Here is a 24,383-nt window from a genome sequence, read left to right as displayed (position 1 = left end):
GTTCTTGATGTGAAGGAGTGCGTTCGGATGAACCAGGTGCACGCGGAGGCCTCCGCGGCCGACGCGGCTTACGCGAAGGTGAAGGAGCGGATCCTCGACGGAGATCTGCCCGGGGGGACGATGATCAGCGAGGGGACGATCGCCGACGAGCTGGGGATCAGTCGCACCCCGGTGCGCGAGGCGTTCCTGCGGCTGCAAGCCGAGGGATGGATGCGCCTGTACCCCAAACGGGGCGCTCTCATCCGCGAAATCGCTCCCCGCGAGCTCGACGACATCGTCGAGGCGCGCATCCTCATCGAGACCGACGCGGTGCGGCGGCTCGTGCGCGAACCGTCGCGGGTCGAAGACGTCGTGGCGGACCTGCGCGACATTCTCGAAGAGCAGCGGCAGGCATACGTCCACAGCGATCTGTCCCGCCTCGCCGAGGCCGACACCGCGTTCCATGCGCGGATCGTCGCCGCGGGCGGCAACGCGCTGCTGTCGGAGTTCTTCGCCACGCTCCGCGATCGCCAACGGCGGATGCTGGCGCGATCGCTGTGGCGCCGCGACGAACGCGCCGAGCAGGTGCTCGCCGACCATGAATTGCTCATCCGACTCATCGCAGACCGCGACGAGACCGCTTTCGAGGTCGGCGTCGGCCGGCACATCCGTACCACTCACCGGGAGATCCTGAAATGACCGAGACATCCGCCGTCGCCGTCGCAGGCGAGCGCACCGCCATCGTGCCGTGGATGCGCGTCAGCGCGGCGCTGTTCGCCGTCGCCTGGGGTGGCAACGAGTTCACCCCACTGCTCGTCATGTACCGGCAGATCGATCAGATGAGTGCGTTCACCGTCAATGTGCTGCTGGGGGCATATGTCCTCGGCATCGTGCCCGCGCTGCTGCTCGGCGGACCGCTGTCGGACCGTTACGGTCGACGGCCCCTCTTCGTGCCCGCGCCGCTCATCGCGATCGCCGGCAGCGCGCTGCTCGCCTTCGGCTCTGGATCCATCGGAATGCTGTTCGCCGGGCGCGTGCTCTCGGGCATCGCCCTCGGGCTGGTGATGGCGGTCGGGACGAGCTGGGTGAAGGAGCTCTCCGAGCCGCCGTTCACGACACGCTCCGTGGACGGTCGGGGGGCCTCGCGCGCCGCACTGGCCCTCACTTCGGGCTTCGCGCTCGGCGCAGGCTTCGCGGCCGCGCTGGGCCAGTTCGGGCCGATTCCGACGGCGTCGCCCTACCTGCTGCACATCCTCATCACCTTCGCCGCCTTCCTCCTGCTGTGGAGCGCACCCGAGAGCCGTCCGCGGCGCGAGGATGCCGGTGCGCTGTGGGCCGACCTGCGGATCCCCGCCGCGATGCACCGTCGCTTCCTGCTGGTCGTGGTGCCGATGGCGCCGTGGGTGTTCGGCACCGCCGCGAGCGCGTATGCGATCCTTCCCGGACTGATGATGGCGCAAGCGCCCGGGCTGCAGATCGGGATGTCCGGACTGCTCTGTGTCGTCGCCCTCGGATGCGGTGTGGCCGTGCAGCGGTTCGCGGCGAAGATCGACGATCCCCGGTCGGCCCGCGGGATCGGCGTCGCGCTCGCCGTGACCGTGCCCTCGATGGCGCTCGCCGCCGTCGCGGTCGAGCTGAACTCGCTCGTCTGGGCGTTCATCGCCGCAGCAGCGCTCGGCGCCTCGTACGGCATGCTGCTGGTGGGTGGTCTGCGTGAGATCCAGCGGATCGCCGGTCCGAGAGATCTTGCGGGGCTGACGGCGGTGTACTACTCGCTGACCTACCTCGGATTCTTCATTCCGGCGATCCTGGCTGCGCTCGGCGCATGGATCCCGTACACCACGATGTTCCTCGCCGGTGCGGCATTGGCCGCATTGAGTGTCGGAGTCGTCGCGCTCAGCTGGCGGCGGCACCTGCCGACGGCGTGACATGTCGTGCGGCGACGAGTCGCCGCACGACACTCCCGCCGAAGAAACGACGGAGCGGCCGGGGACGAGGTCCCCGGCCGCTCCGTCGTTGCGTGGCTCAGTTGTAGAGCATGCCGCCGTCGACCAGCAGCACCTGACCGGTGACGTAGTCGGCCTTCTCGCTCGCGAAGAACGAGACGACGCCCGCGACGTCCTCGGGGGTCTCGATGCGGCCGAGCGCGATGCTCTCGACGTTCTCCTTGAGGTTCTGACCGCGGGGCTTGCCGTTGATTTCCGAGAGCTTCTCGTCGATGAGGTCCCACATACCCGTGCCGACGATGCCGGGGGCATAGGCGTTGACCGTGATGCCCTGGGGAGCGAGCTCCTGGGCCGCCACCTGCGTCAGGCCGCGCACGGCGAACTTCGATGCCGAGTAGGCGCCGAGAATCGGGAAGCCCTTGATCGAGGCGATCGAGGCGGCGGAGATGATCTTGCCCTTCACGCCGAGTTCGAGGAACTTCGCGGCGGCGGCCTGGATGCCGAACACGACGCTGTTGACGTTGATGGAGAAGATCTTGTCGAGCTCCTCGGCCGTAACCTCGAGGATCGGCTTGACCTGGGCGATGCCCGCGTTGTTGACGATGACGTCGAAGCTGCCCAGCTGCTCGGCGGCGGCGTTCACCGCGGCGACGACGTCCTCCTTCTGGGAGACGTCGGCGGCGACGAAGATCGCGCGGCGACCGAGCGCCTCGATCTCCGCGACCACGGCGCGGCCCTTCTCCTCCTGGAACGCGAGGTCGGCGACGGCGATGTCATAGCCGTCGGCAGCGAGCTTCAGCGCGATTCCGCGGCCGATTCCCTGACCGGCACCGGTGACGAGGGCGACCTTGGCAGTGGACATGATGTTCTCCTTCGTGGTCCGGCGTGACACCTCCGTGCCACGCGAAAACGCCGATCGACCCCGCCGTGGCGTCGTCGATCGGCGTGCAGCCGCATCACCGAGATGCGGTCCGATTCCATTGTCCGCCTGTCGCTCACCGGCGGAGGGAGACCACCTCATTCCAGAGGGTGTCTGCCACCAGACGTTTCGAGCCGGCAGCGTGCGAGACGACCTCGTCGTGCGCGTCGACGAGGGTGACGTCGTTGTCGGCGGACTCGAATCCGCGGTCGTGCGAGACCCGGTTCACCACCAGCAGGTCGACCGCCTTGCGGCTGCGCTTGCGTCGTCCGCGTTCGAGGAGCTCGTCCTCACTGTCGGCTGTTTCGGCCGCGAAGCCGACGACCGTTTGGCCGGGCTCACGCGCGGCGACCAGCTCGGCGAGGATGTCGGGGTTCTCGACCAGTTCGAGGACCGGAGCCCCATCTTCTTTCCTCAGCTTGTGATCCGAGACCTGCGCCACGCGATAGTCGGCGACGGCGGCGACCATGACCACCACATCGGCGCCGTCGGCTGCCGCGTGCATCGATTGCCGGAGCTCTGCGGCGGTCGACACCCGTGCGATCTCGATCCTCGGGTGGAGGGCATCGGTCAGCACGCCCTCGTCGACGTGTGCGGCGACCAGGCGCACACGGGCTCCGCGCTCGGCGGCCGCTCGTGCCACGGCGACGCCCTGGCGCCCGCTAGAGCGGTTGCCGAGGTGACGCACCGGGTCGATCGGCTCGCGGGTGCCGCCCGTCGAGACCGCCACCGTGAGCCCCGCGAGGTCTTGCTTCGTCACGACGGCGAGGGCGGCGCTGAGCACCTCGTCGGGCTCGGCCATCCGACCGGGGCCGCTGTCGCCGCCGGTGAGCGGGCCGTCCGCGGGGCCGACGACGTGCACGCCGCGCTCCCGTAGGGTGGCGACGTTCGCCCGCGTCGCCGCATGCTCCCACATGGCGGTGTGCATGGCGGGGGCGACCACGATGGGCGCGGTCGTGGCGAGCAGGGTCACCCCGAGCAGGTCGTCGGCGATCCCCGCGGCCATACGCGCCACCGTGTTCGCGGTGGCGGGGGCGACGATCACGAGGTCGGCGGAGGTTCCCAGGGCGACGTGGCGCACCTGCGCGACGTCGTCGTGCACACTGGTCGTGACGGGATGCCTGCTGACCGCCTCCCAGGTCGTCGCGCCGACGAAGCGCAGCGAATCGGCGGTGGGAACAACGTGCACCTCGTGCCCGTTCGTCACGAGTGCACGCACGAGGTGCACCGTCTTGTACGCGGCGATGCCGCCCGTCACGCCCACGACAACGAACATGGTCCGATCCTGCCACGCGCTCGCGCGGGCCGGATCGGGGAGAGGCCACGACCGGCATGTGCACCGTCATCGTCCACGTCCCGCACGGTTCGGGGGACCCCGTGCGCCTTCTCGCCGTGCGCGACGAGGACCCCGCCCGCACGTGGGACCCGCTCGGAGCGTGGTGGCCGGAGACGCCCGACGTCATCGGCGTGCGCGATCGTCGCGCCGGGGGAGCGTGGCTGGCCGCGGACGCCGCGGCGGGGCGACTCGCCGTCATCCTCAACCGTGCCGACATCCTGACGGACGGCGAACCGCCGCGTTCGCGGGGCGCGATCGTGCTAGACGCCGTCACCGGGCATCCGCTCGCCGATCCGCCGCGCACGCACGGGTTCAACCTCGTCGAGCTGGGGCCCGAGGGAGCCGCCGTGACGATGTGGGACGGCGAGGCGCTGCGTCGGGTGCGGCTGGACCCCGGCATCCACATGATCGCGCACGACGACCTCGACGACCCGCGCACCGCGCGGATCGCGGCGTGGCGCGAGGAGTTCGGCGCGACCGCCCCGGACGATGAGCGATGGATGGAGGGATGGCTGGACGTGCTGCAGCGCACGAGCGGCGTCGGCCCCGTCGACGATCGTGCGATCGTGCGCGACAACCGGCCGTTCGGCTACCCCACGCAGTCGCTGCTCGTGTGCACGGCGTCTCTCGGCGGCGCGCAGGGACTCGACGTGCGCTACGGCGAGTTCGACGAACCCGGCGTCTGGAACCGCCCCGCCCTGCGGTGAGCGGGCGGGCCGTGCCCGCCGCCCGGTGCGGAACTGGCTTCGCCCTAAGCGCCGCGACGCATCGCCGTCACGAGAGGTCGGGTGGCCAGCAGCGACAGCCGGACGAGCAGGATGCCCGCGACGAAGGTGCCGGCGATGATCAGCATCGATACGGGGGCGAACAGGATCGTGGCCCCGACGAACGGGAACGCGAGGACACCTCCCACCGCGGCGCCTCCGAGCGCCGCCCACAGCAGCGGCACCATGACGGCGAGCGAGCGTGCGCGGTCGAGCTCGCGCGCGGGCATCCCCAGGCGGTCCAGTCCCACGATCAGTTCCCGATCCTCGAGGACGGAGGCGGCCTGGGTCACGCCCACCGAGCATGCCAGCAGCGCGAAGCCGATGCCCAGGGTCACGAGGACCCCCGTGCGCATGTCGTCGAAGATCACGACGTCCGCGCCCTCGGTGCCGCCCATCGTCGCAAGACTCGCCCCGGACCCGCCGACGACCGCGATGAACGAGATCATCGCGATCCCCGACACGCGCCGCCAGGCGACGGCGGCGTGCGCCGCGAGCTCGCGACCGGCGATGAGTCTCGCGGGGGACGACGTCGACCGTGCCATCGCGCGGCCACGGGCGGCGGTGATCGGAGCGCCGATCACGTTCACCAGGAGCAGGGCGCCGGCGAACAGGCCGAGGAGCACGATGATCGTGACCGCCGAGCCCCACAGCTGAGCGAGCACGTTGACGTTCGCCGCCAGGAGCGCGACGGCGATGAGCGCCAGGACCCCGCCGATGAGGACGGCCGTGCGGCGCCGCGGCGGGTCGGTGCGACGGCGTACGCCGAGAGGCGTGAGGTGTACTCGACGCAGACCCCATGCGGCGCTCGCCGTCGCGATCGCGACGACCCCGACGACCGCGGCGGCCGCGATGGCGGGGCCGGCCCAGAGCGCGGCCGCGCCCACGGGGCCGCCGAAGAAGGGCAGCAGCTCGACAAGAGGCAGGAGTGCCACGGAGAGGGCGACACCCGCGATGGCGCCGGCCAGCGCCGTCGTCGCCGCTTCGAGCACCGTCATCGCGCTCACCTCCGCCACGCTCGCCCCGAGCAGTCGAAGAGTCGCGAGGCGATCGTTGCGTCGTCGCGCCGACAGTCGCGCCGCCGCGGCACCGAGGGTGGCGATCGGCACCGTGAGAAGCACGAGCGCGAGGGCGCTCAGTACCTGGTAGAGCATCGCCGTGTCACCGGCGGCACGGGCGTCGGTGAAGAACATGTGCACGCCGCCCGCGACGATCAGCAACAGCGCCGTGGTGACCGCGAACGCGACCACCGGCAGAAGCTGCGCCGCGATTCCCTGGCGGGCCGGTCGTGCCAGCATCACCGTGAGACCGATGGTGCGTGCGGGACCGCCGACCCGTCGCGCGGGAGCGGGCGCCGGAGGGATGACGAGGGTTGCGGCGCTCATCGCCGGCCCTCCGTCGTCGACGCGGTGGATCCCGACGGAGCGCCGATGCGGGCGGGGGCCGCCGCGGCATCCGGATGCCCGGAGGCGACGATGCGCCCGTCGACCATCCGCAGGGTGCGGTCACAGCGAGCGGCCACGGCCGTGTCGTGGGTGACGACGACGAGGCTCCGGCCCTGCGCCGTCGTCGCGTACAGCAGGGCATTCATCACGTCATCCGACGTGTGCGAGTCGAGCGCCCCCGTCGGCTCGTCGGCGAAGACCAGCGGCGCACCCGTCACCTGAGCTCGGGCGATCGCCACGCGTTGCGCCTGACCGCCGGAGAGCTGGCCGATCCGCCGCTGCTCCATGCCGGCGAGGCCGAGAACGGCGAGCCATCCCGCCGCATGCGACTCGGACTGCGCGCGCGGGGTGCCCTGCAGCAGGAGGGGCAGTGCCGCGTTCTCGACCGCGGTGAGCTCGGGGAGCAGCAGGTGCTCTTGGAAGACGAAACCGAGACTCGCGCGGCGCACCGCCGAACGCTCGCTCTCGCTCATGCCGACGATCTCCCGCGGGGCCTGACCGGGGACGGTCAGACGGATCGAGCCCGCGTCGGCCGGGAGTACCGCGGCCAGGCAGTGCAGCAGAGTGGTCTTGCCCGAGCCCGAGGCCCCCATGATCGCGACGGACTCGCCCGCGGCGATCGAGACGTCGACACCGGCGAGCGCGACGAGCTCGCCGTACTTCTTGACCAGGCCGGTGGCGGACAGTACGGAAGTGTTCATGACTCCAGTGTTCGCGGCCCCGGGGTCGATGTCGTCGGCCTCGCGGTGTATCCGGCATCCGTCGGAGGTCCCATTCCCGCCGAGCGCGCATGGGCCGCTCGGCGGGGGTGCGCAGGCGTGCCGGGGCGGGGTGGCTGTGGCGGCGAGAAACACCGTTCGTGGCGAGAAACACCCCCCGCCGAGGTTTCTCGCGTCGGCGATGGTTTCTCGCGCCTCGCGCCTCGCGCCTCGCGGTCGCGCCTCGGGCGCTCAGATGGATGCCACGCTCCGCTGGAGCAGCAGGATGCCGTCCTCGAGCACCGCGGCGGCGCCGTCGGGGTCGCGGGCGTCCCGACGGCGTACCTCGACGATGCGGGGAGTCCATTCCGTCGGATCGAGGGCCAGCAGTCGCAGCTCCTCGTCCGGCGGACGCAGGCGCGGCGCAGGCACGTCGTGCACGTGCTGCGCCCACGGCGGGGGCGCAGCGTGCGACACGATCAGCAGGTGTCCGCCCGGGGCGACCCGATCCGCGGCGAGACGCAGAAGCGCGATCCGCGGAAAATCGTCCTCCCAGGAATGCAGGAAGCACGAGGTCACGAGGTCGAAGCTCTCGGCGGGCGCGGCCGCATCGATCGAGTCGGTCGTGAAGGCGACCAGATCGGCCAGCCCGCGTTCGTCGGCCGCCGCGGCGGCACGGGCCACGGCCGTCGCGGAGACATCCACGCCGACGACGTGCCAGCCCTCCGTAGCCAGCCAGAGGGCATCGCCGCCCTCCCCGCACCCGACGTCGAGTGCCTTCCCCGGCGTGAGCGTTCCGGCGATCGTGGCCAGCGCCGCGTTCACCCGGCCGGACCAGGTCTGGCTCGCCGTCGCGTAGCGGGCTTCCCAGGCGCGGGCTCGCTCCCGAGCACGCTCGCTGACCGCGACGGCGACGTCGTCGGCGACGAGGGCCGCATTCACGGCGCCGCCCGCCAGGCATCCGCCCGCCATCGCGACGGGCACGGTCGCCGCCGGTGCGACGGCGCCCCCGATCGCCCAGACGCGCGGATGACTGGTCGCGCCGACGGCGTCGACGGCGAGGGGGGACCCCGGGGCATCGGTGCGGGCGAGACCCAGGGCATCGGCGAAGCCGAGACCCGGCACGGGGTCGGGGGCGACGAACAGGGCGTCGAGAGGGTGTCGCGCTCCGTCGGCCGTGGTGATCGCCAGCGGGCGGTCGACGCCGTCCGGATCGACGTCCGTCACGGCGGCCTCGACGATCCGGATGCCACGGGCGACGAGCCGCGCGCGGACGTCGTCGTCCAGGGGCTCGACGTTCGACGTGAAGGCCGTGATGTCGGCACTCCACTGCCGGACGAGCTCGAGTTGATGGATGCCCCGGTCGGACGCGACCAGCACGCCGAGAGCCCCGTCGGCGACTTCGTACCCGTGACAGTACGGGCAGTGCAGGACCTCTCTGCCCCACCGCTCCGCGAGCCCGGGGACGGACGGCAGGGCGTCGCGGATGCCGGAGGCGATGACCACCGCACGGGTGCGCAGGGTGGCGCCGCCCTCCAGTCGGACACTCAGGTCGGCGCCGGTGTCGCGCACCGCGACGGCCGTGCCGACCTCGATGCGGACGCCGTAGCGGGCAGCCTCTGCTCGCCCGCGGGCGAGCAGCTCCCGGGGATCGAGCCCGTCGTGGCCGAGGATCCCGTGCATGTGGGCGGCGAAGCGGTTGCGCGGCTCGCCGGCATCGATGACGAGGGTGCGACGACGTGCGCGCCCGAGCATCTGCGCTGCGCTGAGTCCGGCCGCCCCGCCGCCGATGATGACGGCGTCCCACGTCTGATCGTTCATGGCTTCAGCGTGCGCGCCGGCGTCCGCTCTGTGCAAATGGATATGCAGAAATGGCAAGATGGAGCGCATGACGACGGCACTCGACCAGGTCGGCCCGCGACTGCGGGCCGCCCGTCGGGCGCGCGCGTGGACGCTCGACGACCTCTCTCGCCTGGCGGGCGTCTCGGCGAGCACCCTCTCGCGACTGGAGTCCGGCAAGCGACAGGCGTCGTTGGAGCTGCTGCTGCCGCTCACGCGGGCACTCGGCATCCGAATCGACGATCTGCTGCCCGCTGAGACGGTCGATCCGCGCGTCCATCGCGCCGTGGAGCGTCGCGATGGCATGGTCATCGCGCCGCTCACACTGGCCCATTCCCCGGTGCAGGCCGTCAAGATCGTCTACCCCGCGAGGGCGGGCGCGCCTTCACCGCGGGTGCACGACGGCTATGAGTGGCTCTACGTGCTGAGCGGCCGCGTGCGGCTCGCGCTGGACGGCGCCGAACACCTGATCGACCCCGGTGAGGCGGCGGAGTTCGACACGCGGCTGCCGCATTCGATCAGCGCCACCGCGGACGGCCCGTCAGAGGTCTTGAGCATCTTCAGCGCCGACGGCGAGCGATTCCACACGCGCGTCGGCGACCTCTGACGTCGTTCAGTGGGGGAGGATCTCGAGCAGGGTCTCGAGGTACGCGTCTCCGTCGAAGTCGGGGAACAGGGTCTGCTGCAGGATGAAGCCCGGCGCGCTCGAGAGCAGCACCGGGGTCACCCGATCCGCCCAGGAGTGCGGGTCGCCGCTCACTCGGTCGGGGTTGTCCGAGGCCCACTCGGCGACGGCATCGCGGATCGTGCGTCGCAGCTCGAGGAACACGCTCTGCACCAACGCCCGGATCTCGGGGTCGACGGCCGCCTCGCCCCACAGCTGCGGAAGGATGCCCAGGGTGACGGGCTCGGATCGGACGCCGGAGACGAGGGTTGCCATGATCGCCGCAGGCGAGAGCGCGCCGTCGCCTTTGCGCTGCGCGAGCTCGGAGCGCCGGGATCGCAGGATCCGCGCGGCCGCCGCGTGGAAGATCTCCTCTTTGCCCCCGGGGAAGTTGCCGTAGATCGCGCCCGCCGACAGCCCGGAGCATGCCGTCAGATCAGCGATCGAGGTGCGTGCGAGCCCCTTCGCGCGAAAGCATCGGATCGCGACGTCGAGGATCTCCTCCCGTCGAGCGAGTCGATATTCGTCGCTGACTTTCGGCATGCCGACTCCTTTGTGATGACGTTGTCGATCCTACGCCGATGGCGTATAAAGAACGAGCATTCGTTTTTTATTGTGATGGGAAGGGAACTCATGTCCGCATCCATCGCGGCGCGCACACCTGCGCCGCACACCCCGCTCGGCCGCGTGACGGCCGTCGCCGTCGCGCTCGCCGCCGTCGTCTGCATCGTCGTGCTCGCCTTCGCCTGGCCGAGCGCCACCGCCGCGCCTCGAGACCTGCCCGTCGCCGTGGTCGGAGCCGACTCCGCCGCGGCCTCGCTCGAAACGGCTCTCGCCGAGAAGCAACCCGGTGTCTTCGATCTGCAGCGCGTCGATGATCGCGGTGCGGCGGTCACCGCCATCGAGAGGCGCGAGGTCTACGGGGCGATCCTTGCGGGAGCCACTCCGGAGGTGCTGACCGCGTCGGCGGCCAACATCACCGCGAACCAGATGCTGATGTCTCTCGCCGGCGCGCTGGAGACCCAGACCAACCAGGCGGCGGCCGCTGCGGCATCCGCCGCCGGTGCGCCCGCGCCCGCACACATCGCGGTCACCGTCACCGACGTCGTGCCGCTGGCGAGCTCCGATCCGCGAGGGACGGGCCTCGCCGCGGCGATGTTCCCGCTCGTCATGGGCGGCATGATCGGCGGGATCGTGATCTCGATGCTCATCGTCGGAGCGATGCGTCGTGTCGTCGCCGTGCTGATCTACTCGGCGCTCGGCGGCGTCGCGCTCACGGGCATCCTCGCCGGCTGGTTCGGTGCGCTGCAGGGCGACTTCTGGGTCGAGGCCGCGGTCATCGCGCTCGCGCTCGCCGCGATCGCCGCGCCGATCACGGGTGCCGTCGCCCTCATCGGACGCCCGGGGATCGCCGTGGGGCCGGTCGTCATGCTGCTGTTCGCCAACCCGATCTCGTCGGCGACCATGCCGCGCGAGTTCCTGCCGGGCGCCTGGGGCGCGGTCGGCCAGTTGTTCCCGCCGGGGGCGGCAGCGACGCTCCTGCGTGACGCGTCGTACTTCCCCCAGGCGGATGCCTCGCTCGGCTGGCTCGTTCTCACCGCGTGGACCGTCGGGGGCCTGCTGCTCTCGGTGCTGGGCCACTTCCGGGCGGCGAGCGTGACCCACGCCGCGACCGATCTGGCGGCTGTGCCCCCCTCTCGCGACGCGGAACCCGTCCCCGCCTGAGGCATCTCTCGCCTCGTCCCTCACGGCCCCGCCGCGCACGTGAGAAACCACAACCGTCGCGAGAAACCAGGCACCACGGTGTTTCTCGCGCGGGATGTGGTTTCTCGCGCCGGCGACGCGGACGCTGACGCGGACGCGGACGCGGACGAGACGGGGCGGGGGTGGGCGGGGCCGCAGGCCCGCCCACCCCCGCCCCGGGGTGCGTCAGGCGCGGTGCGTGCGGTAGTAGTCCAGAAGCGCGCGGGTCGAGGCATCCTGTGCCGCGGCGGCCTCGGCATCGCCCTCGATCGCCGGGGCGATCTGCAGGGCGAGCTGCTTGCCGAGCTCGACGCCCCACTGGTCGAAGGAGTTGATGCCCCAGATGACGCCCTGCGTGAAGGTGATGTGCTCGTACAGCGCGATCAGCTCGCCGAGGACGCGCGGGGTCAGCGCGGCGGCGAAGATCGACGTCGTCGGGCGGTTGCCCGGGAACGTGCGTGCCGCGACGAGGGCGCCGGTCGTGCCCTCGGCCTCGACCTCTTCGGCGGTCTTGCCGAACGCGAGTGCCTTCGTCTGCGCGAGGAAGTTCGCCAGGAACAGGCCGTGCACGTCGCGGCCGTCGTCCTTCAGAGGGTAGGCCGGGTTTGCGAACGCGATGAAGTCGGCCGGGATGAGGCGCGTGCCCTGGTGGATCAGCTGGTAGAACGCGTGCTGGCCGTTGGTGCCCGGCTCGCCCCAGAAGATCTCGCCGGTCTGCGTCGTGACGGGCGAGCCATCCCACCGGACGCTCTTGCCGTTGGATTCCATCGTCAGCTGCTGCAGGTACGCGGCGAAGCGGCTCAGCTGCTGCGCGTACGGCAGCACAGCGTGCGACTGCGCGCCCAGGAAGTTCGTGTACCAGACGTTGAGCAGGCCCATGAGAACGGGCACGTTGGATGCCAGGGGTGTCGACGCCACGTGCTCGTCGACCGCGTGGAAGCCGGCGAGCAGCTCGCGGAAGCTGTCGGGGCCGAGCTCGATCATGAGCGAGAGGCCGATGGCCGAGTCGACGGAGTAGCGTCCGCCCACCCAGTCCCAGAAGCCGAAGGCGTTCGCGGTGTCGATGCCGAAGGCGGCGACCTTCTCGAGAGCGGTCGAGACGGCGACGAAGTGATGGGCGACGGCATCCGTGCGCGCCTCGTCGCCGCCGTCGATCGCCCCGGATGCCTCCAGGCCCGCCCACAGCCAATCGCGGGCGAGGCGCGCGTTGGTGAGGGTCTCGAGGGTCGTGAAGGTCTTGGATGCCACGACGAACAGCGTCGTCTCGGGGTCGAGATCGGCGGTCTTGTGGGCGAGGTCGAACGGGTCGATGTTCGAGACGAAGCGTGCCGAGATGCCGGCGGTGGCGTACGGTTCGAGCGCCGCCGAGATCATGGCGGGGCCGAGGTCCGACCCGCCGATGCCGATGTTGACGACGGTCTGGACCTTCTTGCCGGTGATGCCGGTCCACTCGCCCGAGCGCACCCGGTCGGCGAAGGCGGTCATGGCATCCAGGACCGACTGCACGTCGGCGTCGACGTCCTGCCCGTCGACATGCAGTGCGGGGGATGCCCCGGCGGGGCGGCGGAGCGCCGTGTGCAGGACGGCACGGTCCTCCGTGGTGTTGATGTGCTCGCCGCGGAGCATGGCGGCGAAGCGGTCGGCCACGCCCGTCTGCTCGGCGAGGCGCACGAGCGAGGCGAGGATCTCGTCGTCGACGAGGTTCTTGGACAGGTCGACGTGCAGGTCGGCCAGCTCGAAGCTGAAGCGGCGGGCGCGGTCGGCGTCGTCGCGGAACCAGCCGCGCAGGTCGGGGACGAGGGCGTCGCGCTCGGCCGACAGCTCGGTCCAGGCGGGAGTGGTAGTGGGATCGATCGGCGTGGTCACGGGCTCCACGCTAGCGCGCGAGCCTCGGTCGCGGCAGCACGGCCGCGGGAAGAAAACCCGGGTGCGGTCGGTGGCGTGGACGGAAAAGAGAGAAGGGCCGGACGGCGTGTTCGCCGACCGGCCCTGCGTCCCGTTGCACCACATTGCACCAAGAGGAATCGCAGACCTGGGGAGTCTGCTTCGCCGACCCGGAGTGGGGAGGGACCGGCGATGAGACGACTGTATAACGGAAAGGTAACGGCTGCTCGGGCGTCTGCGCATCCCATATCGATCGCACAGCGAACGTTCAGGATGCGCGGGCGGGCCAGGAGGCCTCAGTGGTTCGAGAGCGCTCAGTCGCGCAGCACCGCGGCTCCCGCCGACACGCTCGCCGTCACGCGGTGCCGAGACGTCGGGTCGACGCGCAGCCCGTTGTCGACGGTGCCCGCCGACACATCGGTCGAGACGGCGTAGACGTCGCGGGGGAGTGTCAGTTCGAGCCGGCCCGCGCTCACGTCGATGGCCACGGTGCTCGGCGCGGCACCCGTGAGCGAACCGGTGATCGCACCGGCGCTCAGCCGCAGGTCGGCGCTGTCGGCGCCCGCGAGATCGAACACGACCCGGCCGGCCGAGACCTCGGCATCCACGGTGCGTGCGCTGCCGCGCACCTCCACCGATCCGGCGCTGAGACGCACCGCGAGCTCATCGAAGGTCGCATCGGTGCGCAGCACTCCGGCGGCGACTTTCAGCTCGGCATCGAGCGCGGTGTGCTCCAGAGCGCTGGGCAGGGTGAGTACAGCGGAGTCCTCGCCGTCGAACACGCGCCACCCGTTCCACCAGGGGCGGTCCGTGTGCACGCGCACGCTGTCGCCGTCGCGATCCAGGCGCCATGCGTCCGTGTCACCCCGCACGGCGAGGGCGACCTCGTCGCCGCGGTAGACGATCGTGAGGTCGCCCGCCGAGATGTCGACGTCGAGGGTGCGGATGCCGGTGGCATCCGCGGTCAGCTGCGCCGACCCCCGCGTGCTCGTGCGGATCGCGGAGAACGCCGCCGAGGCGAGCGACCCGATGATGATCACGACTCCGAGGACGATCGCGAGGATCGCGACGACCCGGGTCGAGGACCGGGGCCCGCCCGGGGGCGCCGGTGTCGAGCCTGCACCCGATGCGCCGGGGCCGCCGGGACCGGTGGGACCCATCGGCGTCGGGGGAAGCGGCGGCGGAGTGAGCGTCGTGGTCATGTCGGGATTCCGTTCTGGGGGAGGGCATCGCTGCCGGCGTGGTGGCCGTGTTCGAGATGGGCGAGCACCGCGAGCACACGCCGGTTGCCGTGCTCGTCCTGCTCGAGGTCGAGCTTCTGGAAGAGGGAGGTGATGTGCTTCTCGACGCTCGCCTCGGTGACGAACAGCGTCCGGGCGATGGCCTGATTGCTCTTGCCCTCAGCGATGAGTGCGAGGACCGTGCGCTCGCGATCGGTGAGGCGCGCCATCCGGTCATCGAGCGCGCGCCGGGTGAGCAGCTGGGCGACGACCTCCGGATCGAGCACCGTGGCTCCCTCGCCGATCCGGGCGACCGCGTCGAGGAACTCGCGTACGTCGGCGACGCGGTCCTTCAGCAGGTAGCCGAGCGCCGCGGACTGCCCGGTGATGAGCTCGCTCGCATATCGCTCCTCGACGTACTGGCTGAGCACCAGCACGGGAAGGCCCGGGTGCGCGGCGCGGAGGGCGAGCGCGGCTCGGATGCCTTCATCGGTGTGCGTCGGCGGCAGGCGGACGTCGAGGATGCACAGCTCGGGGTCGGTGGCCGCGACAGCCTCGGGCAACTCGCGCGCGTCGGGAAGGGCGGCGACCATATCGTGGCCCGCGTCGGCCAGCAGGCGCACCAGCCCTTCGCGCAGGAGGGCGGAGTCCTCGCAGATCAGGATGCGCACGGCACGCTCACCTCCAGCGATGTCGGGCCGCCGATCGGGCTGTCCAAGCGTGAGACGCCGCCCGCCGCGGTGATGCGGTTCGCAATGCCGTCGAGGCCGCCGCCGGCGAGGATCCGCGCGCCGCCGACGCCGTTGTCCTCGACCCGCGCCCAGAGCGTCGGTCGCCCGCCGACCGCCTCGTCGTTGCGCAACCGGAGCGTCACACGTACCTCACCGGCTCTCGAATGCTTGGCGGCGTTGGTGAGCGACTCGGCGATCGCGAAGTACACGGCGGCCTCGGCCGTGCGGCTGCATCGCCCGCTCGTCGGTTCCGGAAGCCTCGCATCGAGCAGGACAGGCACGTGCGACCGGGCGGCCAGGGCGCTGAGCGCCGCGTCCAGTCCGCGGTCGTCGAGGACCGATGTGTGGATGCCGCGCGCGAGCTGCCGCAGCTCGGTGATCGCGGCCTTGGTCGAGGTGTGCGCCTCGGTGACCAGCGCCTTCGCGGCATCCGGGTCGTCGTCCATCTTCTGCTGTGCGAGTCCGAGCGTCATCGCCACCGAGACGAGCCGCGGCTGCACGCCGTCGTGGAGATCGCGCTCGATGCGGGTGCGCTCGAGCTCGCCGGCGCGCACGGCGCTCTCGCGCTGCGTGCCCGCGGCGCGCGCCTGCTCGAGGAACGCAGCCTCGCGGTTGGGAACGAGGATCGCACGGGTGATCACAGCGTGCAGCAGTGCGATGCCCACGAGCAGGGCGGCGCAGACGATCACCCCGAGGATGCCGGCGACGACCGCCCATTCGAGGGGGATCGGCACGTCGACCAGCGGCAGGTACCAGTTCGCCCGCTCGTGTTCGAGCAGCGGCGCGAACGGCAGGATGAGGCATGTGGCGAGAGCGCTGATCAGCGACAGCGTGACAAGGCCCAGGATCGTGGCGATCCCCGCCGACGCGACGCCTCGCCACATCGCTCCGTCGGTCGCCTGGGCCCACAGGGTCCGCAGCCATCCACCGAAACCCGGCCGACCGCTCTGACGGGCGCGGAGCAGGGGGATGCCGAAGCCGTAGAGCCCCTCGACCCGCTCGTGCTCGAGCCACGCCGCACTCCACAGCACGTAGACGAAGGCGACGAGGAACAGCAGGCCGATGCCGAGCGCGGGCAGGAGGCTCAACCCGAGAGCGAGGAGCGAGACGAGGGCGGCGAAGTACAGCGAGCCGACGAACCCCACGGCGGCGAGCTGCGCGACGGCGCCCAGGTGGGCGGAGAAGCGCACGCGGGCGGCTGCGGGCGGAGGGCTCGGGGTGGGATCGGCCGGCGATGCGACAGGCGGTGCGGAGGACATGTCTCCACGCTAGGGCGGCGTACGGGACGGCCGCACGGGTGGCAGCCGGAGGATCCGTGGTCGGGATAACCCCCGGTGTCCGCGGTCTGTGTGCGGCGGGGGAGAGGGGGTGGCTGGGAGGATGGTCGGGTGAGCACCCCCGACATCCGCCTCATCGCCGTCGACATGGACGGCACCCTCCTTCTGCCCGATGGGACGATCCCCGACGGGCTCTGGACGCTTCTGGAGCGGCTGCGTGAACGGGGCATCGCGTTCGCGCCGGCGAGCGGCCGGCAGCTCGCCACCCTGCAGCGCATGTTCGCGCGCGTCGACGACGAGCTCGACTACATCGCCGAGAACGGCGCGTACGTGGTCCGCGGCGACGTCGAGGTGAGCTCGGATGCCCTGGACCCGGGGGTCACGGCATCCGTCATCGAGCGGCTGCGCGGCCTCGTCGCCGCGGGCGAGCTGCACGCCGCGCTGGTCGTCTGCGGCAAACGCTCGGCGTACATCGAGTCCGACGAGGCCGAGTTCGTCGCCGAGGTCGAGAAGTACTACGCGAAGCTCGAACGAGTGGACGACCTGCTCGCCGTCGACGATCAGGTGCTGAAACTCGCCATCTACGACGTCGACGGCGGTGAGGCGCACGCCGCACCGGCCTTCGCCGATATGGCGCGCACGCATCAGGTCGTCGTCTCGGGAGCTCACTGGGTCGACATCATGAACGCGACGGTCTCGAAAGGGGTCGCGCTGCGCTCGCTGCAGGCGGCTCTCGGCGTCACCCCCGCGCAGACCGCCGCATTCGGCGACTACCTCAACGACATCGAGCTGCTGGAGGCCGCCGACTGGTCGTACGCGATGGCCGACGCCCATCCCGACGTCGTCGCCGTGGCGCGCCACCGGGCGCCCTCCCACGCCGATGCCGGAGTGCTGACGGTGATCGAGGGTTTCCTCGCGCGCTGACGGGGGCACGGGGGCGTAGCGTGGAGGCATGGTCACGATTCCCACGGTCACCCTCAACGACGGCACCGCGTTCCCGCAGCTCGGCTTCGGGACCTACAAGCTCCAGGGCGAAGACGGCACGCAGGCGATCGTCTCGGCGATCGAGGGCGGCTACCGGCTGCTCGACTCAGCGGTGAACTACGAGAACGAGACGGAGGTCGGCGAGGCGGTGCGTCGCAGCGGCATCCGCGACGAGCTGCTCGTGACGACGAAGGTCCCCGGCCGCGACCACGGCTACGACGAGACGCAGCGCAGCGCCCGGGCATCCCTCGACCGCCTCGGTCTCGACCGTATCGACCTCTACCTCATCCACTGGCCGAACCCCAGCGTCGACCGGTACGTCGAGACCTTCCGTGCGATGATCGACCTGCAGCGCGACGGGCTCGTCGGCTCGGTCGGAGTCTCGAACTTCACCGAGGCGATGCTCGCGCGCGTCATCGACGAGACCGGCGTCACTCCGGCGGTGAACCAGGTCGAGATGCACCCGTACTTCCCGCAGCAGGCGCTGCGTGCCTTCCACGCCGCGCACGGTATCCGCACAGAGAGCTGGAGCCCGCTCGCGCGGCGCAGCGAACTGCTCACCGAACAGGTCGTGAACGACGTCGCCGCCGCCCACGGGGTGACCCCGACGCAAGCCGTGCTGCGCTGGCACACGCAGCTCGGGTCGACGCCCATCCCCAAGTCCGCCACCCCCGCTCGGCAGATCGAGAACGCCGATGTCTTCGGGTTCACGCTCACCGACGACGAGATCGCCGCCGTGTCGGGGCTCGAACGCGGGCGGCTGTGGGACGGCGACCCCGACACACACGAAGAGATGTGAGGCGGGGTACTACGCGACCCGTCACGGGTCAATCCCCCTGTGGGCCCGTCCGCCGCGCCGTAGCGTGAGCGGACGGGCGAGGCTCTCGCCCGGTCATCCCCGAAGGAGACCCTCATGAGCGAACAGAACCACGACGAGACACGCGCCGACGACACCGAGGTCACCGCCGAGCCCGGCGGGCTCGGACAGGACGGAACGATCCCCGCCGACCCCGACGGCGTCGCCGCCGGTCACACCGACGAGCCGTCGAACTTCAATCCCGAAGAGGACGAGGAAGCGCCGGCCTGAGCAACCGGCCGAGCAGTCGATCGGCGCCGACGAACACGTACCCCACGGCCACGAGGGCCGCAGTGAGCCCGATGATCCACAGTGCCACCCCGCCGACGCCGTGCGTCTCGACGTTCATGAACGGATACGGAACGGTCGTGCCTCCGGCGAATCGACCGCCCGACGCGCTGTACGCGAAGGCGAACACGAGGTACGCGTAGGGGATCAGCGCCCACAGCAGCGGGTCGTACGCTCTCAGGCGCCCCTTCGGCACGAACAGCAGCCAGTCGACGATCACGAGAACCGGTGTGACGATGTGGACGAGGTTGTCCGTGAGCGTGAAGGGGCGGTAGGCGCCCGGCTGCGTGAACAGCGCGGGAGCGAGCACGAAGAGGTAGATCAGCATCGTCACCGTGATCGCCTCCATCACCGCCGCAGCGCCGCGCGCGGACGGGGTGGACGGTCCCCGCCATCCCGACGCGCGCGCGTCGGACAGCGTCCGTATCGCGGAGCCCGCGATCCAGACGAGGCACAGCACGTTGCTGAGCACGGTGTAGTAGAGGAACGACGACCAGGTCGGCTCGCCCGCCCAGATCCCCGAGACGCGGCCGATGCCCCAGAGGATGACCGCGGACGCCGCGATGCGATAGGCGAGGGCGGCGGGCCGCGAGGCGGGGATCATGCTCGCCATGGTAGGGCGCACCACCACCGCGCTGCTCGGCCCCGGCTCGAGATCGTCAGAGCTGGGCGCCGTCGTCCCAGGGATCGTCGAGCCCGGGCGTGCGACCGCGCCACGACTCGTACGCGATGAGCCAGCCGATCGAGACGATCACGGCGAGGGTGAGTCCCAGCCACACGCTGCCGATGACGAGACCGACGACGACGCCCAGCACGAGGAGCACCACGGTGCCCGCGATCCATCCCCAGCGTCCGCGGGGCCAACCGGTGGTCGGGGTGTCGGGGGTCATGACCTCAGCGTAGAGGGGCGCGCCGGGTCCGTGCGATGCGCAGGCGGCTCAGCGGGACCGATGGTCCTCGGGCGCCAGGCGGGGTCCCCGTCGCGGTTCGAAGGCGCCGCCGAGCATCAGCAGTCGGATGACGCGCTGGCGGTGCCCGCGCCACGGCTCGAGGAGCTCGAGCATGCCCTCGTCGTCGACGCGGGCTCCGGTGAGGGCGTATCCCACCTGGTGCGCCAGGTGGTAGTCGCCCACGCTGACGGCATCCGGATCGCCGAACGCGCGGATGCGGGTCTCGGCACTCGTCCACGGCCCGACTCCGCGCAGGCTCGTGAGCACGCGCTCGCGTTCTTCGCCGTCGGATGCCGCCGTCGAGGCGCGTTCGACCGACGCCCGGCGACGAGAAGCCTCGACCACCGTGCGCGACTGCGGCGGCTCGAGTCCGGCGCGGTGCCACGTCCAACTCGGGATGAGATGCCACTCAGCGGGCGGAGCGAACATCGGTCGCGGCGTCGGGCCGGGCGCGCGCTCGCCGCACCACGTGAGGATCATCCGCCAGGCGCCGAAGGCCTGCAGACCCGTCACCTTCTGCTCGAAGATCGCGCTGGCGAGTGCATCGAATACGAGATCCGTGCGACCGATCCGCAGGGCCGGGTGACGGTGGTGCGCGTCGGCGACGCGCGGATGGTGGTGCGCGTCGAAGCCGCGTGGATCGTCCGCTCCGCCGCACAGGCGCGGCAGCTGATCGAGGGCCCACTCCGCCCCTGGTCCCCACGCCGCTGCGCGGACGCGGACGCGGTCGGGGCGCACCGCGAGGGTCGCGATTCCGAGGGGTGTGCGCATCGCCCGCCAGACGACGCCGTCCCGCTGCAGGTGGGACGGGTCGTGCGCGCCGCGCTGATGCGCAGCGAGAGCGCGGGGGACATCGATCGGCGAGGGGGGACGATACTCGGTTTCGCGCCGGGCCTCGGGGCGAGCCTCCTGCGGGAGCGGCATCACCGGCCGCGGATCGTGCCGGACCGGAGCGCCCGGGTGGGGCATCCGTGTCCGCGTCGTCATGCCGTCACCCTACGTCAGACCCCCCGACACCGATCGTGCGGTCGCCGAGCAGGATGCCTGGCCCGGGACGGAACCGGGCAGGCCGGTCACGGCAGACGTCGACTCGCGGTCAGAAGCGGTCGGGCGACGGCGTGCCGTGGCCGAAGCGGATCACGACGTCGGCGTGCCGGTCGAAGCGGTAGCCGATGCCGCGGACGGTGCGGACGATGTCCTCGTAGCGGCCGAGCTTCGCGCGCAGACGCCGCACGTGCACGTCGATCGTGCGCTCACCGGGTACCTCATCGCCGTCCGCGTGGCTCCACAGCGACGACACGAGCTCGGTGCGCTCGATCGTGCGCCCCTCGCGCAGCACCAGGTACTGCAGCAGCTCGAACTCCTTGAAGGTCAGCGCGGCCGATTCGCCGTCGATGTGCACGCGGCGGCGCGAGATGTCGATCGTGACGCCGCCGGGAACGTGGTCCTCGTCGGGTTCGGTCGTCTTGGTGCGCGCGACGGCGCTGGGCTCGTGCAGGGCCAGGCGGACGACGTCGACGTCACGGCCACCTGCGGCGGTCGGCGCCAGGGCGACCGTGGCGTAGGTCTCGGCGTGGGGGGCGAGCTCACCGAGCGTGCGGCGCAGCGCCTCGACCAGGGTCGAGAGCGAGACGCCGTCGGCCGCGGCCTTCGCCTCGTCGATGCCGACGTAGAGGGCGAAGCCGCGGGGTGCGGTTCCGACCGGGATGCTGCCGGTCGTCGGTGCGACGGGAGCAACCGGGGCGGCAGCGAGGGGGCGATCCTCGACGGCGTGCAGATGACGCGGCTGGGCGAGGGGGGCGGAGGGGGCGAGCAGGGCGGTGGTCGACATGAGGAAAGTCCTTCGGGGCGTGAACCCGGGCGGTGCGCCTGGAGCGGGTTCGAGCGGTGTTGCAGAAGCGGCCGTGCTTCTTCGAGGAAGCGGCCGGTGTGCGAGGCATCCGACGTCCGCGTCGTGGGCGGAGGAGAGCGGTGACTCGGGGGTCGATGCGCTCCGCGTTCAGAAGCGGAGGGGCGACCCGGCGGGGATGACCGTCAGATACACATTCGGCAACACATGACAACGCGCGGCATCATGATGCCGGCAGTTCCGTTCGCCTCCCGGGCGGACAGAGTGCGTGCGTTGTCAGTCATGGGCCGATTATGACGAACAGTGCCGCTTCGTGTCAAACCGTGTCCGCAATGCGCGGTTGTCACTGCACGACCCCGGCGAGAGAATCGAAGGATGCCCGCCCTCCCCGATCCTCCGCGCCGCATCCGCATCGTCGGGACCTCGGGCTCCGGCAAGAGCCACCTCGCCGCTCTCGTGGCGGCGCGGACGGGCTTGCCGCGCCTGGAACTCGATGCCGTGTTCTGGGACGCCGAATGGACGCGTCGTGATCTGGACGAGGCGCGAGGCCTCGTCCGGGCGTTCGTCGCCGCGCATCCGGAGGGCTGGGTCACGGACGGCAACTGGACGAGCCGCCTCGACGGCCTGCTCGAGCCCGGCACGCCCGGCGGTGCGGATGTGATCGTCTGGATCGATCACCCGCGCCGCGTCGTCATGCGCCGGGTGATCGTGCGGACGCTGCGTCGTGGTGTCACGCGCGAGGTCCTGTGGCACGGCAACAGGGAGCGACCGTCCTCGTGGCTGAGATGGGCGCCCGAGAAGAACATCCTCCGGTGGGCATGGACGAACCACCCCGTGATGACAGCGCTCATGCGTGCGCGGATCGACGCGGGAGACCCGGTGGTGCGGCTGCGGGGGCAGCGCGAGGTGGATGCCTGGCTCGCCTCGCTGGCGGCCAGGGGGCGTAGCGTGGGGGAATGACCGAGCTCACCTTCGCCGACGAGACGGATGCCTCGCGCTACACGCTGTACCGCGGCGCCGACCTGGTCAGTGTCCTCGACTACCGCGACGACGGTCGCACGGTCGCGCTCACCCGCGCCTACACGATCCCCACGTTCCGCGGTCACGGCTACGCGGGGGAGGTGGTCGCCCGAGCGGTCGAGCAGATCGCGCAGCGCGGGGACCGCGTCGTGAGCCCGGTGTGCTGGTATGTCGCGGAATGGTTCGACGCTCACCCGGAACGTGCGGATCTGCTCGCCGCCCGCGCGGCCGGCTGAGGGATACCGCCCCTCGTCGGAGTCGTCAAGCCCCTGCCCGGCGCTCGGGCAGCGGGTCACACTGAGCTGACGACGACGAAAGGCGAGCACATGTCGCAGGAAGCCGCGGCGAACGCGCCGCAGAACGATCGACCCGACCTCCCCGACGGCGTGGTCGACGCCGCCCCGGCGACCGGATGGGAGAGCGCGGAGGTCGCCGACGCCGAGACGGACGAACGATCCCGTGCGGAGAGCGCGAAGGCCGGTCTTCCCGAGGATGCAGCGAGCGGATACGACGTCGCCGCCGCGGACGATGTCGAGAGCGCCGAGATCACTCAGGGCATCGACCCCGATCTGGCGTCGGACGACGCCGATGACGAGGGAGAGCGCTGATGCCCGAGGAGACCCAGGATTCACCGGCCCTCGCGCAGAACGAGGCGACCGAGGACGAGCGTCTGCAGGGGCTCGTGGCCCAGGTGCGCGCGGACCTGTCCGGGGAGGATGCCGCGACGGTGGAGACCGCCGTGCGGCGTCGCCTCGACGACACGGGCATCGATGTGGACGAGGAACTCGTGCGACGTCTCGTGGAGGAATTGTCTGCCTGAGATCCTTCCGGCGGATCTTTAAGTTGTGAATTCCAACTTAACCCTTGCGGGGCTCGCGCTGGTGATCTAGCGTGTCCGTCGAAGCGCTTCCAGGAAGCGTTTCGATAGCTACGAAGGGGTTGCCATGGCGAAGATCGACGAGGTCGCGCGCGCGGCCGGCGTATCGATCAGCACCGTCTCGTACGCGCTGAGCGGAAAGCGTCCGGTCGCCGCCGAGACGCGCCGCCGCATCGAGGCCGCGGTCAGCGAGCTCGGGTACAGCCCCAACGCCGGCGCGCGGATGCTCGCCGGCAGCCGAACGAACATCTTCGCGCTCTCGGAGCCTCTGCGCGCCGACAGTCACGCGCCGAGCCACATGGCCTTCATGCACGCCATGACCGTGGCTGCGCGTCGAGCGGACTACGACATGCTCCTGCTCACCGACGAGGATGCCTCGGCGGGGATGAGCCGTGTCGCCGCTAGTGGGCTGGTCGACGCGATCCTCTGTCTCGACGTCGCCCCCGACGACCAGCGCGTGGCCATCGCCCGGCGGTCGGCGACCCCCACGCTGTTCATCGGCATTCCCGACGACCATGCGGGGATGGTTTGCGTCGATCTCGACTTCGAGCAGGCCACGCGCCGCGCCGTCGATCGGTTGATCGACGCGGGACACCGGAGTCTCGGTCTGCTCGGAGGTTCGCGTCGGGCGTACCAGCGGTCGAACTTCCCTCCTCGCGTCCGTCGCGCCGCCCAGGAGCGCGCGGTCGAGCGTCGCGCCACTCTCACGGCGCATGCGACGGGCGACGTCGTCACGAACCGCGACGAGTGCCGCCGCCTCATCCGTGAGCTGGTCGCCACCGGGGTGACCGGACTCGTCCTGCACGCGCCCGAAGACGTCCACCAGGTCGCGCTCGCCGAGCTGGCCGCTCTCGGCCTGCACGTGCCGTCGGATGTTTCGATCGTCTCCGTGGGTACGAGTTTCGACACCGGGTCGCTGTCGGTGCCCCTCGATGCGCTGCCGCTCGTGCCGCCGCGCTCGTGCGATCTCGCCGTGGATCTCGCGATCGATCTCGTCTCGGGGCGCCCTGTCGCTCCGGGGCTCCACCTCATCGCTCCGGCATACCTCGACCGCGGGTCGGTCGCGCCCCGGGGCGCTCTTCCCTGATCTCCTCCTCCGAAAACTCCAGATCCC

General features: G+C 71.1%; 27 protein-coding genes. 13 read left to right on the top strand and 14 right to left on the bottom strand.

The annotated features are described in order from the left end of the window. Positions 1-27 precede the first annotated feature (27 nt). Together JOE64_RS12420 and JOE64_RS12415 are read left to right on the top strand one after the other, a co-directional pair. A complete protein-coding gene (locus tag JOE64_RS12420; protein WP_204964547.1) occupies positions 28-678 on the top strand; it encodes a GntR family transcriptional regulator in 651 nt (216 codons plus the stop codon). After that, positions 675-1,907, top strand: coding sequence for an MFS transporter (locus JOE64_RS12415; protein ID WP_204964546.1), 1,233 nt, complete (start codon positions 675-677; stop codon positions 1,905-1,907). Before JOE64_RS12420 ends, JOE64_RS12415 begins: the two co-directional genes overlap by 4 nt. Before the next feature lie 97 nt (positions 1,908-2,004). On the opposite strand, the gene JOE64_RS12410 is transcribed toward JOE64_RS12415, so the two are convergent. After that, positions 2,005-2,787: an acetoin reductase gene (locus JOE64_RS12410; protein ID WP_204964545.1), complete on the bottom strand. Its 783-nt coding sequence runs from the start codon at positions 2,785-2,787 to the stop codon at positions 2,005-2,007. 133 nt (positions 2,788-2,920) lie between these two features. Next, on the bottom strand, positions 2,921-4,120 hold the full coding sequence (gene coaBC / locus JOE64_RS12405; RefSeq protein WP_204964544.1) for a bifunctional phosphopantothenoylcysteine decarboxylase/phosphopantothenate--cysteine ligase CoaBC: 1,200 nt from the start codon (positions 4,118-4,120) through the stop codon (positions 2,921-2,923). Between the two features lie 56 nt (positions 4,121-4,176). Between coaBC and JOE64_RS12400 the strand changes: the two genes are divergently transcribed. Beyond that, entirely contained in the window at positions 4,177-4,887 is a 711-nt protein-coding gene (locus tag JOE64_RS12400; protein ID WP_204964543.1) for an NRDE family protein, read from the top strand. A 44-nt stretch (positions 4,888-4,931) separates the two neighbouring features. Here the strand turns inward: JOE64_RS12400 and JOE64_RS12395 are convergent, their stop codons facing one another. The 3 genes from JOE64_RS12395 to JOE64_RS12385 form a co-directional block, all read right to left on the bottom strand. Continuing rightward, a complete protein-coding gene (locus tag JOE64_RS12395) occupies positions 4,932-6,329 on the bottom strand; it encodes an FtsX-like permease family protein (protein ID WP_204964542.1) in 1,398 nt (465 codons plus the stop codon). Further along, on the bottom strand, positions 6,326-7,090 hold the full coding sequence (locus JOE64_RS12390) for an ABC transporter ATP-binding protein (RefSeq protein ID WP_204964541.1): 765 nt from the start codon (positions 7,088-7,090) through the stop codon (positions 6,326-6,328). The genes JOE64_RS12395 and JOE64_RS12390 overlap by 4 nt, the downstream gene beginning before the upstream one ends. A gap of 249 nt (positions 7,091-7,339) precedes the next feature. Beyond that, positions 7,340-8,908: an FAD-dependent oxidoreductase gene (locus JOE64_RS12385; RefSeq protein WP_204964540.1), complete on the bottom strand. Its 1,569-nt coding sequence runs from the start codon at positions 8,906-8,908 to the stop codon at positions 7,340-7,342. Between the two features lie 67 nt (positions 8,909-8,975). On the opposite strand from JOE64_RS12385, the gene JOE64_RS12380 reads away from it, so the two are divergent. After that, complete coding sequence (locus JOE64_RS12380) at positions 8,976-9,533, top strand: helix-turn-helix domain-containing protein (protein ID WP_204964539.1); 558 nt, start codon at positions 8,976-8,978, stop codon at positions 9,531-9,533. Between the two features lie 6 nt (positions 9,534-9,539). Here the strand turns inward: JOE64_RS12380 and JOE64_RS12375 are convergent, their stop codons facing one another. Continuing rightward, the gene (locus JOE64_RS12375; RefSeq protein ID WP_204964538.1) at positions 9,540-10,133 is read right to left on the bottom strand and encodes a TetR/AcrR family transcriptional regulator; all 594 of its coding nucleotides are present in this window, start codon (positions 10,131-10,133) and stop codon (positions 9,540-9,542) included. A gap of 90 nt (positions 10,134-10,223) precedes the next feature. Here JOE64_RS12375 and JOE64_RS12370 point away from each other — a divergent pair, with 90 nt between their 5' ends. After that, positions 10,224-11,315 (top strand): hypothetical protein, encoded by a 1,092-nt coding sequence (locus tag JOE64_RS12370; protein WP_204964537.1) that lies wholly within the window; start codon positions 10,224-10,226, stop codon positions 11,313-11,315. A gap of 204 nt (positions 11,316-11,519) precedes the next feature. Here the strand turns inward: JOE64_RS12370 and pgi are convergent, their stop codons facing one another. The 4 genes from pgi to JOE64_RS12350 all read right to left on the bottom strand — a co-directional run bounded on the left by pgi (position 11,520) and on the right by JOE64_RS12350 (position 16,427). Continuing rightward, complete coding sequence (gene pgi / locus JOE64_RS12365) at positions 11,520-13,199, bottom strand: glucose-6-phosphate isomerase (protein ID WP_271202481.1); 1,680 nt, start codon at positions 13,197-13,199, stop codon at positions 11,520-11,522. Positions 13,200-13,531: 332 nt separating this feature from the next. Continuing rightward, positions 13,532-14,419 carry a DUF4097 family beta strand repeat-containing protein gene (locus JOE64_RS12360; protein WP_204964535.1) on the bottom strand — a complete coding sequence of 296 codons (888 nt, stop codon included), beginning with the start codon at positions 14,417-14,419 and terminating at the stop codon, positions 13,532-13,534. Further along, the gene (locus JOE64_RS12355; RefSeq protein ID WP_204964534.1) at positions 14,416-15,108 is read right to left on the bottom strand and encodes a LuxR C-terminal-related transcriptional regulator; all 693 of its coding nucleotides are present in this window, start codon (positions 15,106-15,108) and stop codon (positions 14,416-14,418) included. Before JOE64_RS12355 ends, JOE64_RS12360 begins: the two co-directional genes overlap by 4 nt. Beyond that, a complete protein-coding gene (locus JOE64_RS12350) occupies positions 15,096-16,427 on the bottom strand; it encodes a sensor histidine kinase (RefSeq protein ID WP_204964533.1) in 1,332 nt (443 codons plus the stop codon). Before JOE64_RS12350 ends, JOE64_RS12355 begins: the two co-directional genes overlap by 13 nt. Before the next feature lie 129 nt (positions 16,428-16,556). Here JOE64_RS12350 and JOE64_RS12345 point away from each other — a divergent pair, with 129 nt between their 5' ends. The 3 genes from JOE64_RS12345 (at position 16,557) to JOE64_RS12335 (ending at position 18,516) form a co-directional block, all read left to right on the top strand. Beyond that, a complete protein-coding gene (locus JOE64_RS12345; RefSeq protein ID WP_204964532.1) occupies positions 16,557-17,369 on the top strand; it encodes a Cof-type HAD-IIB family hydrolase in 813 nt (270 codons plus the stop codon). Positions 17,370-17,397: 28 nt separating this feature from the next. Beyond that, positions 17,398-18,228, top strand: a complete 831-nt coding sequence (locus tag JOE64_RS12340; RefSeq protein WP_204964531.1) for an aldo/keto reductase — start codon at positions 17,398-17,400, stop codon at positions 18,226-18,228. 114 nt (positions 18,229-18,342) lie between these two features. Continuing rightward, positions 18,343-18,516 carry a hypothetical protein gene (locus JOE64_RS12335; RefSeq protein WP_204964530.1) on the top strand — a complete coding sequence of 58 codons (174 nt, stop codon included), beginning with the start codon at positions 18,343-18,345 and terminating at the stop codon, positions 18,514-18,516. Here JOE64_RS12335 and JOE64_RS12330 read toward each other — a convergent pair. The 4 genes from JOE64_RS12330 to JOE64_RS12315 all read right to left on the bottom strand — a co-directional run bounded on the left by JOE64_RS12330 (position 18,482) and on the right by JOE64_RS12315 (position 21,354). After that, a complete protein-coding gene (locus JOE64_RS12330) occupies positions 18,482-19,177 on the bottom strand; it encodes a Pr6Pr family membrane protein (RefSeq protein WP_204964529.1) in 696 nt (231 codons plus the stop codon). The genes JOE64_RS12335 and JOE64_RS12330 overlap by 35 nt on opposite strands. 55 nt (positions 19,178-19,232) lie before the next feature. Beyond that, entirely contained in the window at positions 19,233-19,463 is a 231-nt protein-coding gene (locus tag JOE64_RS12325) for a hypothetical protein (protein ID WP_204964528.1), read from the bottom strand. Positions 19,464-19,511: 48 nt separating this feature from the next. Then, positions 19,512-20,510, bottom strand: a complete 999-nt coding sequence (locus tag JOE64_RS12320; RefSeq protein ID WP_372432891.1) for a DNA-3-methyladenine glycosylase family protein — start codon at positions 20,508-20,510, stop codon at positions 19,512-19,514. 109 nt (positions 20,511-20,619) lie between these two features. After that, positions 20,620-21,354, bottom strand: coding sequence for a winged helix-turn-helix domain-containing protein (locus JOE64_RS12315; protein ID WP_204964527.1), 735 nt, complete (start codon positions 21,352-21,354; stop codon positions 20,620-20,622). Positions 21,355-21,747: 393 nt separating this feature from the next. Here JOE64_RS12315 and JOE64_RS12310 point away from each other — a divergent pair, with 393 nt between their 5' ends. The 5 genes from JOE64_RS12310 to JOE64_RS12290 all read left to right on the top strand — a co-directional run bounded on the left by JOE64_RS12310 (position 21,748) and on the right by JOE64_RS12290 (position 24,356). After that, positions 21,748-22,332: a P-loop NTPase family protein gene (locus JOE64_RS12310; protein ID WP_204964526.1), complete on the top strand. Its 585-nt coding sequence runs from the start codon at positions 21,748-21,750 to the stop codon at positions 22,330-22,332. Continuing rightward, on the top strand, positions 22,329-22,628 hold the full coding sequence (locus JOE64_RS12305; RefSeq protein ID WP_204964525.1) for a GNAT family N-acetyltransferase: 300 nt from the start codon (positions 22,329-22,331) through the stop codon (positions 22,626-22,628). The genes JOE64_RS12310 and JOE64_RS12305 overlap by 4 nt, the downstream gene beginning before the upstream one ends. Before the next feature lie 90 nt (positions 22,629-22,718). After that, a complete protein-coding gene (locus JOE64_RS12300) occupies positions 22,719-23,000 on the top strand; it encodes a hypothetical protein (RefSeq protein ID WP_204964524.1) in 282 nt (93 codons plus the stop codon). Then, positions 23,000-23,212 (top strand): hypothetical protein, encoded by a 213-nt coding sequence (locus JOE64_RS12295; RefSeq protein WP_204964523.1) that lies wholly within the window; start codon positions 23,000-23,002, stop codon positions 23,210-23,212. Before JOE64_RS12300 ends, JOE64_RS12295 begins: the two co-directional genes overlap by 1 nt. 124 nt (positions 23,213-23,336) lie before the next feature. After that, on the top strand, positions 23,337-24,356 hold the full coding sequence (locus tag JOE64_RS12290) for a LacI family DNA-binding transcriptional regulator (protein WP_204964522.1): 1,020 nt from the start codon (positions 23,337-23,339) through the stop codon (positions 24,354-24,356). Positions 24,357-24,383 lie beyond the last annotated feature (27 nt).

Source organism: Microbacterium dextranolyticum (assembly GCF_016907295.1).
Classification (GTDB): Bacteria; Actinomycetota; Actinomycetes; order Actinomycetales; family Microbacteriaceae; genus Microbacterium; species Microbacterium dextranolyticum.
This window is presented reverse-complemented; position numbering and strand designations above follow the sequence as displayed.

What these genes read in the sequence shown, in the direction of transcription:
- JOE64_RS12350 (WP_204964533.1), bottom strand. Translation starts at nt 16,427, where the DNA reads ATGTCCTCCGCACCGCCTGTCGCATCGCCGGCCGATCCCACCCCGAGC.
- JOE64_RS12295 (WP_204964523.1), top strand. Translation starts at nt 23,000, where the DNA reads ATGCCCGAGGAGACCCAGGATTCACCGGCCCTCGCGCAGAACGAGGCG.
- JOE64_RS12410 (WP_204964545.1), bottom strand. Translation starts at nt 2,787, where the DNA reads ATGTCCACTGCCAAGGTCGCCCTCGTCACCGGTGCCGGTCAGGGAATC.
- JOE64_RS12335 (WP_204964530.1), top strand. Translation starts at nt 18,343, where the DNA reads ATGAGCGAACAGAACCACGACGAGACACGCGCCGACGACACCGAGGTC.
- JOE64_RS12320 (WP_372432891.1), bottom strand. Translation starts at nt 20,510, where the DNA reads ATGACGACGCGGACACGGATGCCCCACCCGGGCGCTCCGGTCCGGCAC.
- JOE64_RS12390 (WP_204964541.1), bottom strand. Translation starts at nt 7,090, where the DNA reads ATGAACACTTCCGTACTGTCCGCCACCGGCCTGGTCAAGAAGTACGGC.
- JOE64_RS12370 (WP_204964537.1), top strand. Translation starts at nt 10,224, where the DNA reads ATGTCCGCATCCATCGCGGCGCGCACACCTGCGCCGCACACCCCGCTC.
- JOE64_RS12420 (WP_204964547.1), top strand. Translation starts at nt 28, where the DNA reads ATGAACCAGGTGCACGCGGAGGCCTCCGCGGCCGACGCGGCTTACGCG.
- JOE64_RS12395 (WP_204964542.1), bottom strand. Translation starts at nt 6,329, where the DNA reads ATGAGCGCCGCAACCCTCGTCATCCCTCCGGCGCCCGCTCCCGCGCGA.
- JOE64_RS12325 (WP_204964528.1), bottom strand. Translation starts at nt 19,463, where the DNA reads ATGACCCCCGACACCCCGACCACCGGTTGGCCCCGCGGACGCTGGGGA.
- JOE64_RS12330 (WP_204964529.1), bottom strand. Translation starts at nt 19,177, where the DNA reads ATGATCCCCGCCTCGCGGCCCGCCGCCCTCGCCTATCGCATCGCGGCG.
- JOE64_RS12300 (WP_204964524.1), top strand. Translation starts at nt 22,719, where the DNA reads ATGTCGCAGGAAGCCGCGGCGAACGCGCCGCAGAACGATCGACCCGAC.
- JOE64_RS12385 (WP_204964540.1), bottom strand. Translation starts at nt 8,908, where the DNA reads ATGAACGATCAGACGTGGGACGCCGTCATCATCGGCGGCGGGGCGGCC.
- JOE64_RS12310 (WP_204964526.1), top strand. Translation starts at nt 21,748, where the DNA reads ATGCCCGCCCTCCCCGATCCTCCGCGCCGCATCCGCATCGTCGGGACC.
- JOE64_RS12305 (WP_204964525.1), top strand. Translation starts at nt 22,329, where the DNA reads ATGACCGAGCTCACCTTCGCCGACGAGACGGATGCCTCGCGCTACACG.
- JOE64_RS12375 (WP_204964538.1), bottom strand. Translation starts at nt 10,133, where the DNA reads ATGCCGAAAGTCAGCGACGAATATCGACTCGCTCGACGGGAGGAGATC.
- JOE64_RS12380 (WP_204964539.1), top strand. Translation starts at nt 8,976, where the DNA reads ATGACGACGGCACTCGACCAGGTCGGCCCGCGACTGCGGGCCGCCCGT.
- coaBC (WP_204964544.1), bottom strand. Translation starts at nt 4,120, where the DNA reads ATGTTCGTTGTCGTGGGCGTGACGGGCGGCATCGCCGCGTACAAGACG.
- JOE64_RS12315 (WP_204964527.1), bottom strand. Translation starts at nt 21,354, where the DNA reads ATGTCGACCACCGCCCTGCTCGCCCCCTCCGCCCCCCTCGCCCAGCCG.
- JOE64_RS12400 (WP_204964543.1), top strand. Translation starts at nt 4,177, where the DNA reads ATGTGCACCGTCATCGTCCACGTCCCGCACGGTTCGGGGGACCCCGTG.
- JOE64_RS12415 (WP_204964546.1), top strand. Translation starts at nt 675, where the DNA reads ATGACCGAGACATCCGCCGTCGCCGTCGCAGGCGAGCGCACCGCCATC.
- JOE64_RS12340 (WP_204964531.1), top strand. Translation starts at nt 17,398, where the DNA reads ATGGTCACGATTCCCACGGTCACCCTCAACGACGGCACCGCGTTCCCG.
- JOE64_RS12360 (WP_204964535.1), bottom strand. Translation starts at nt 14,419, where the DNA reads ATGACCACGACGCTCACTCCGCCGCCGCTTCCCCCGACGCCGATGGGT.
- JOE64_RS12290 (WP_204964522.1), top strand. Translation starts at nt 23,337, where the DNA reads ATGGCGAAGATCGACGAGGTCGCGCGCGCGGCCGGCGTATCGATCAGC.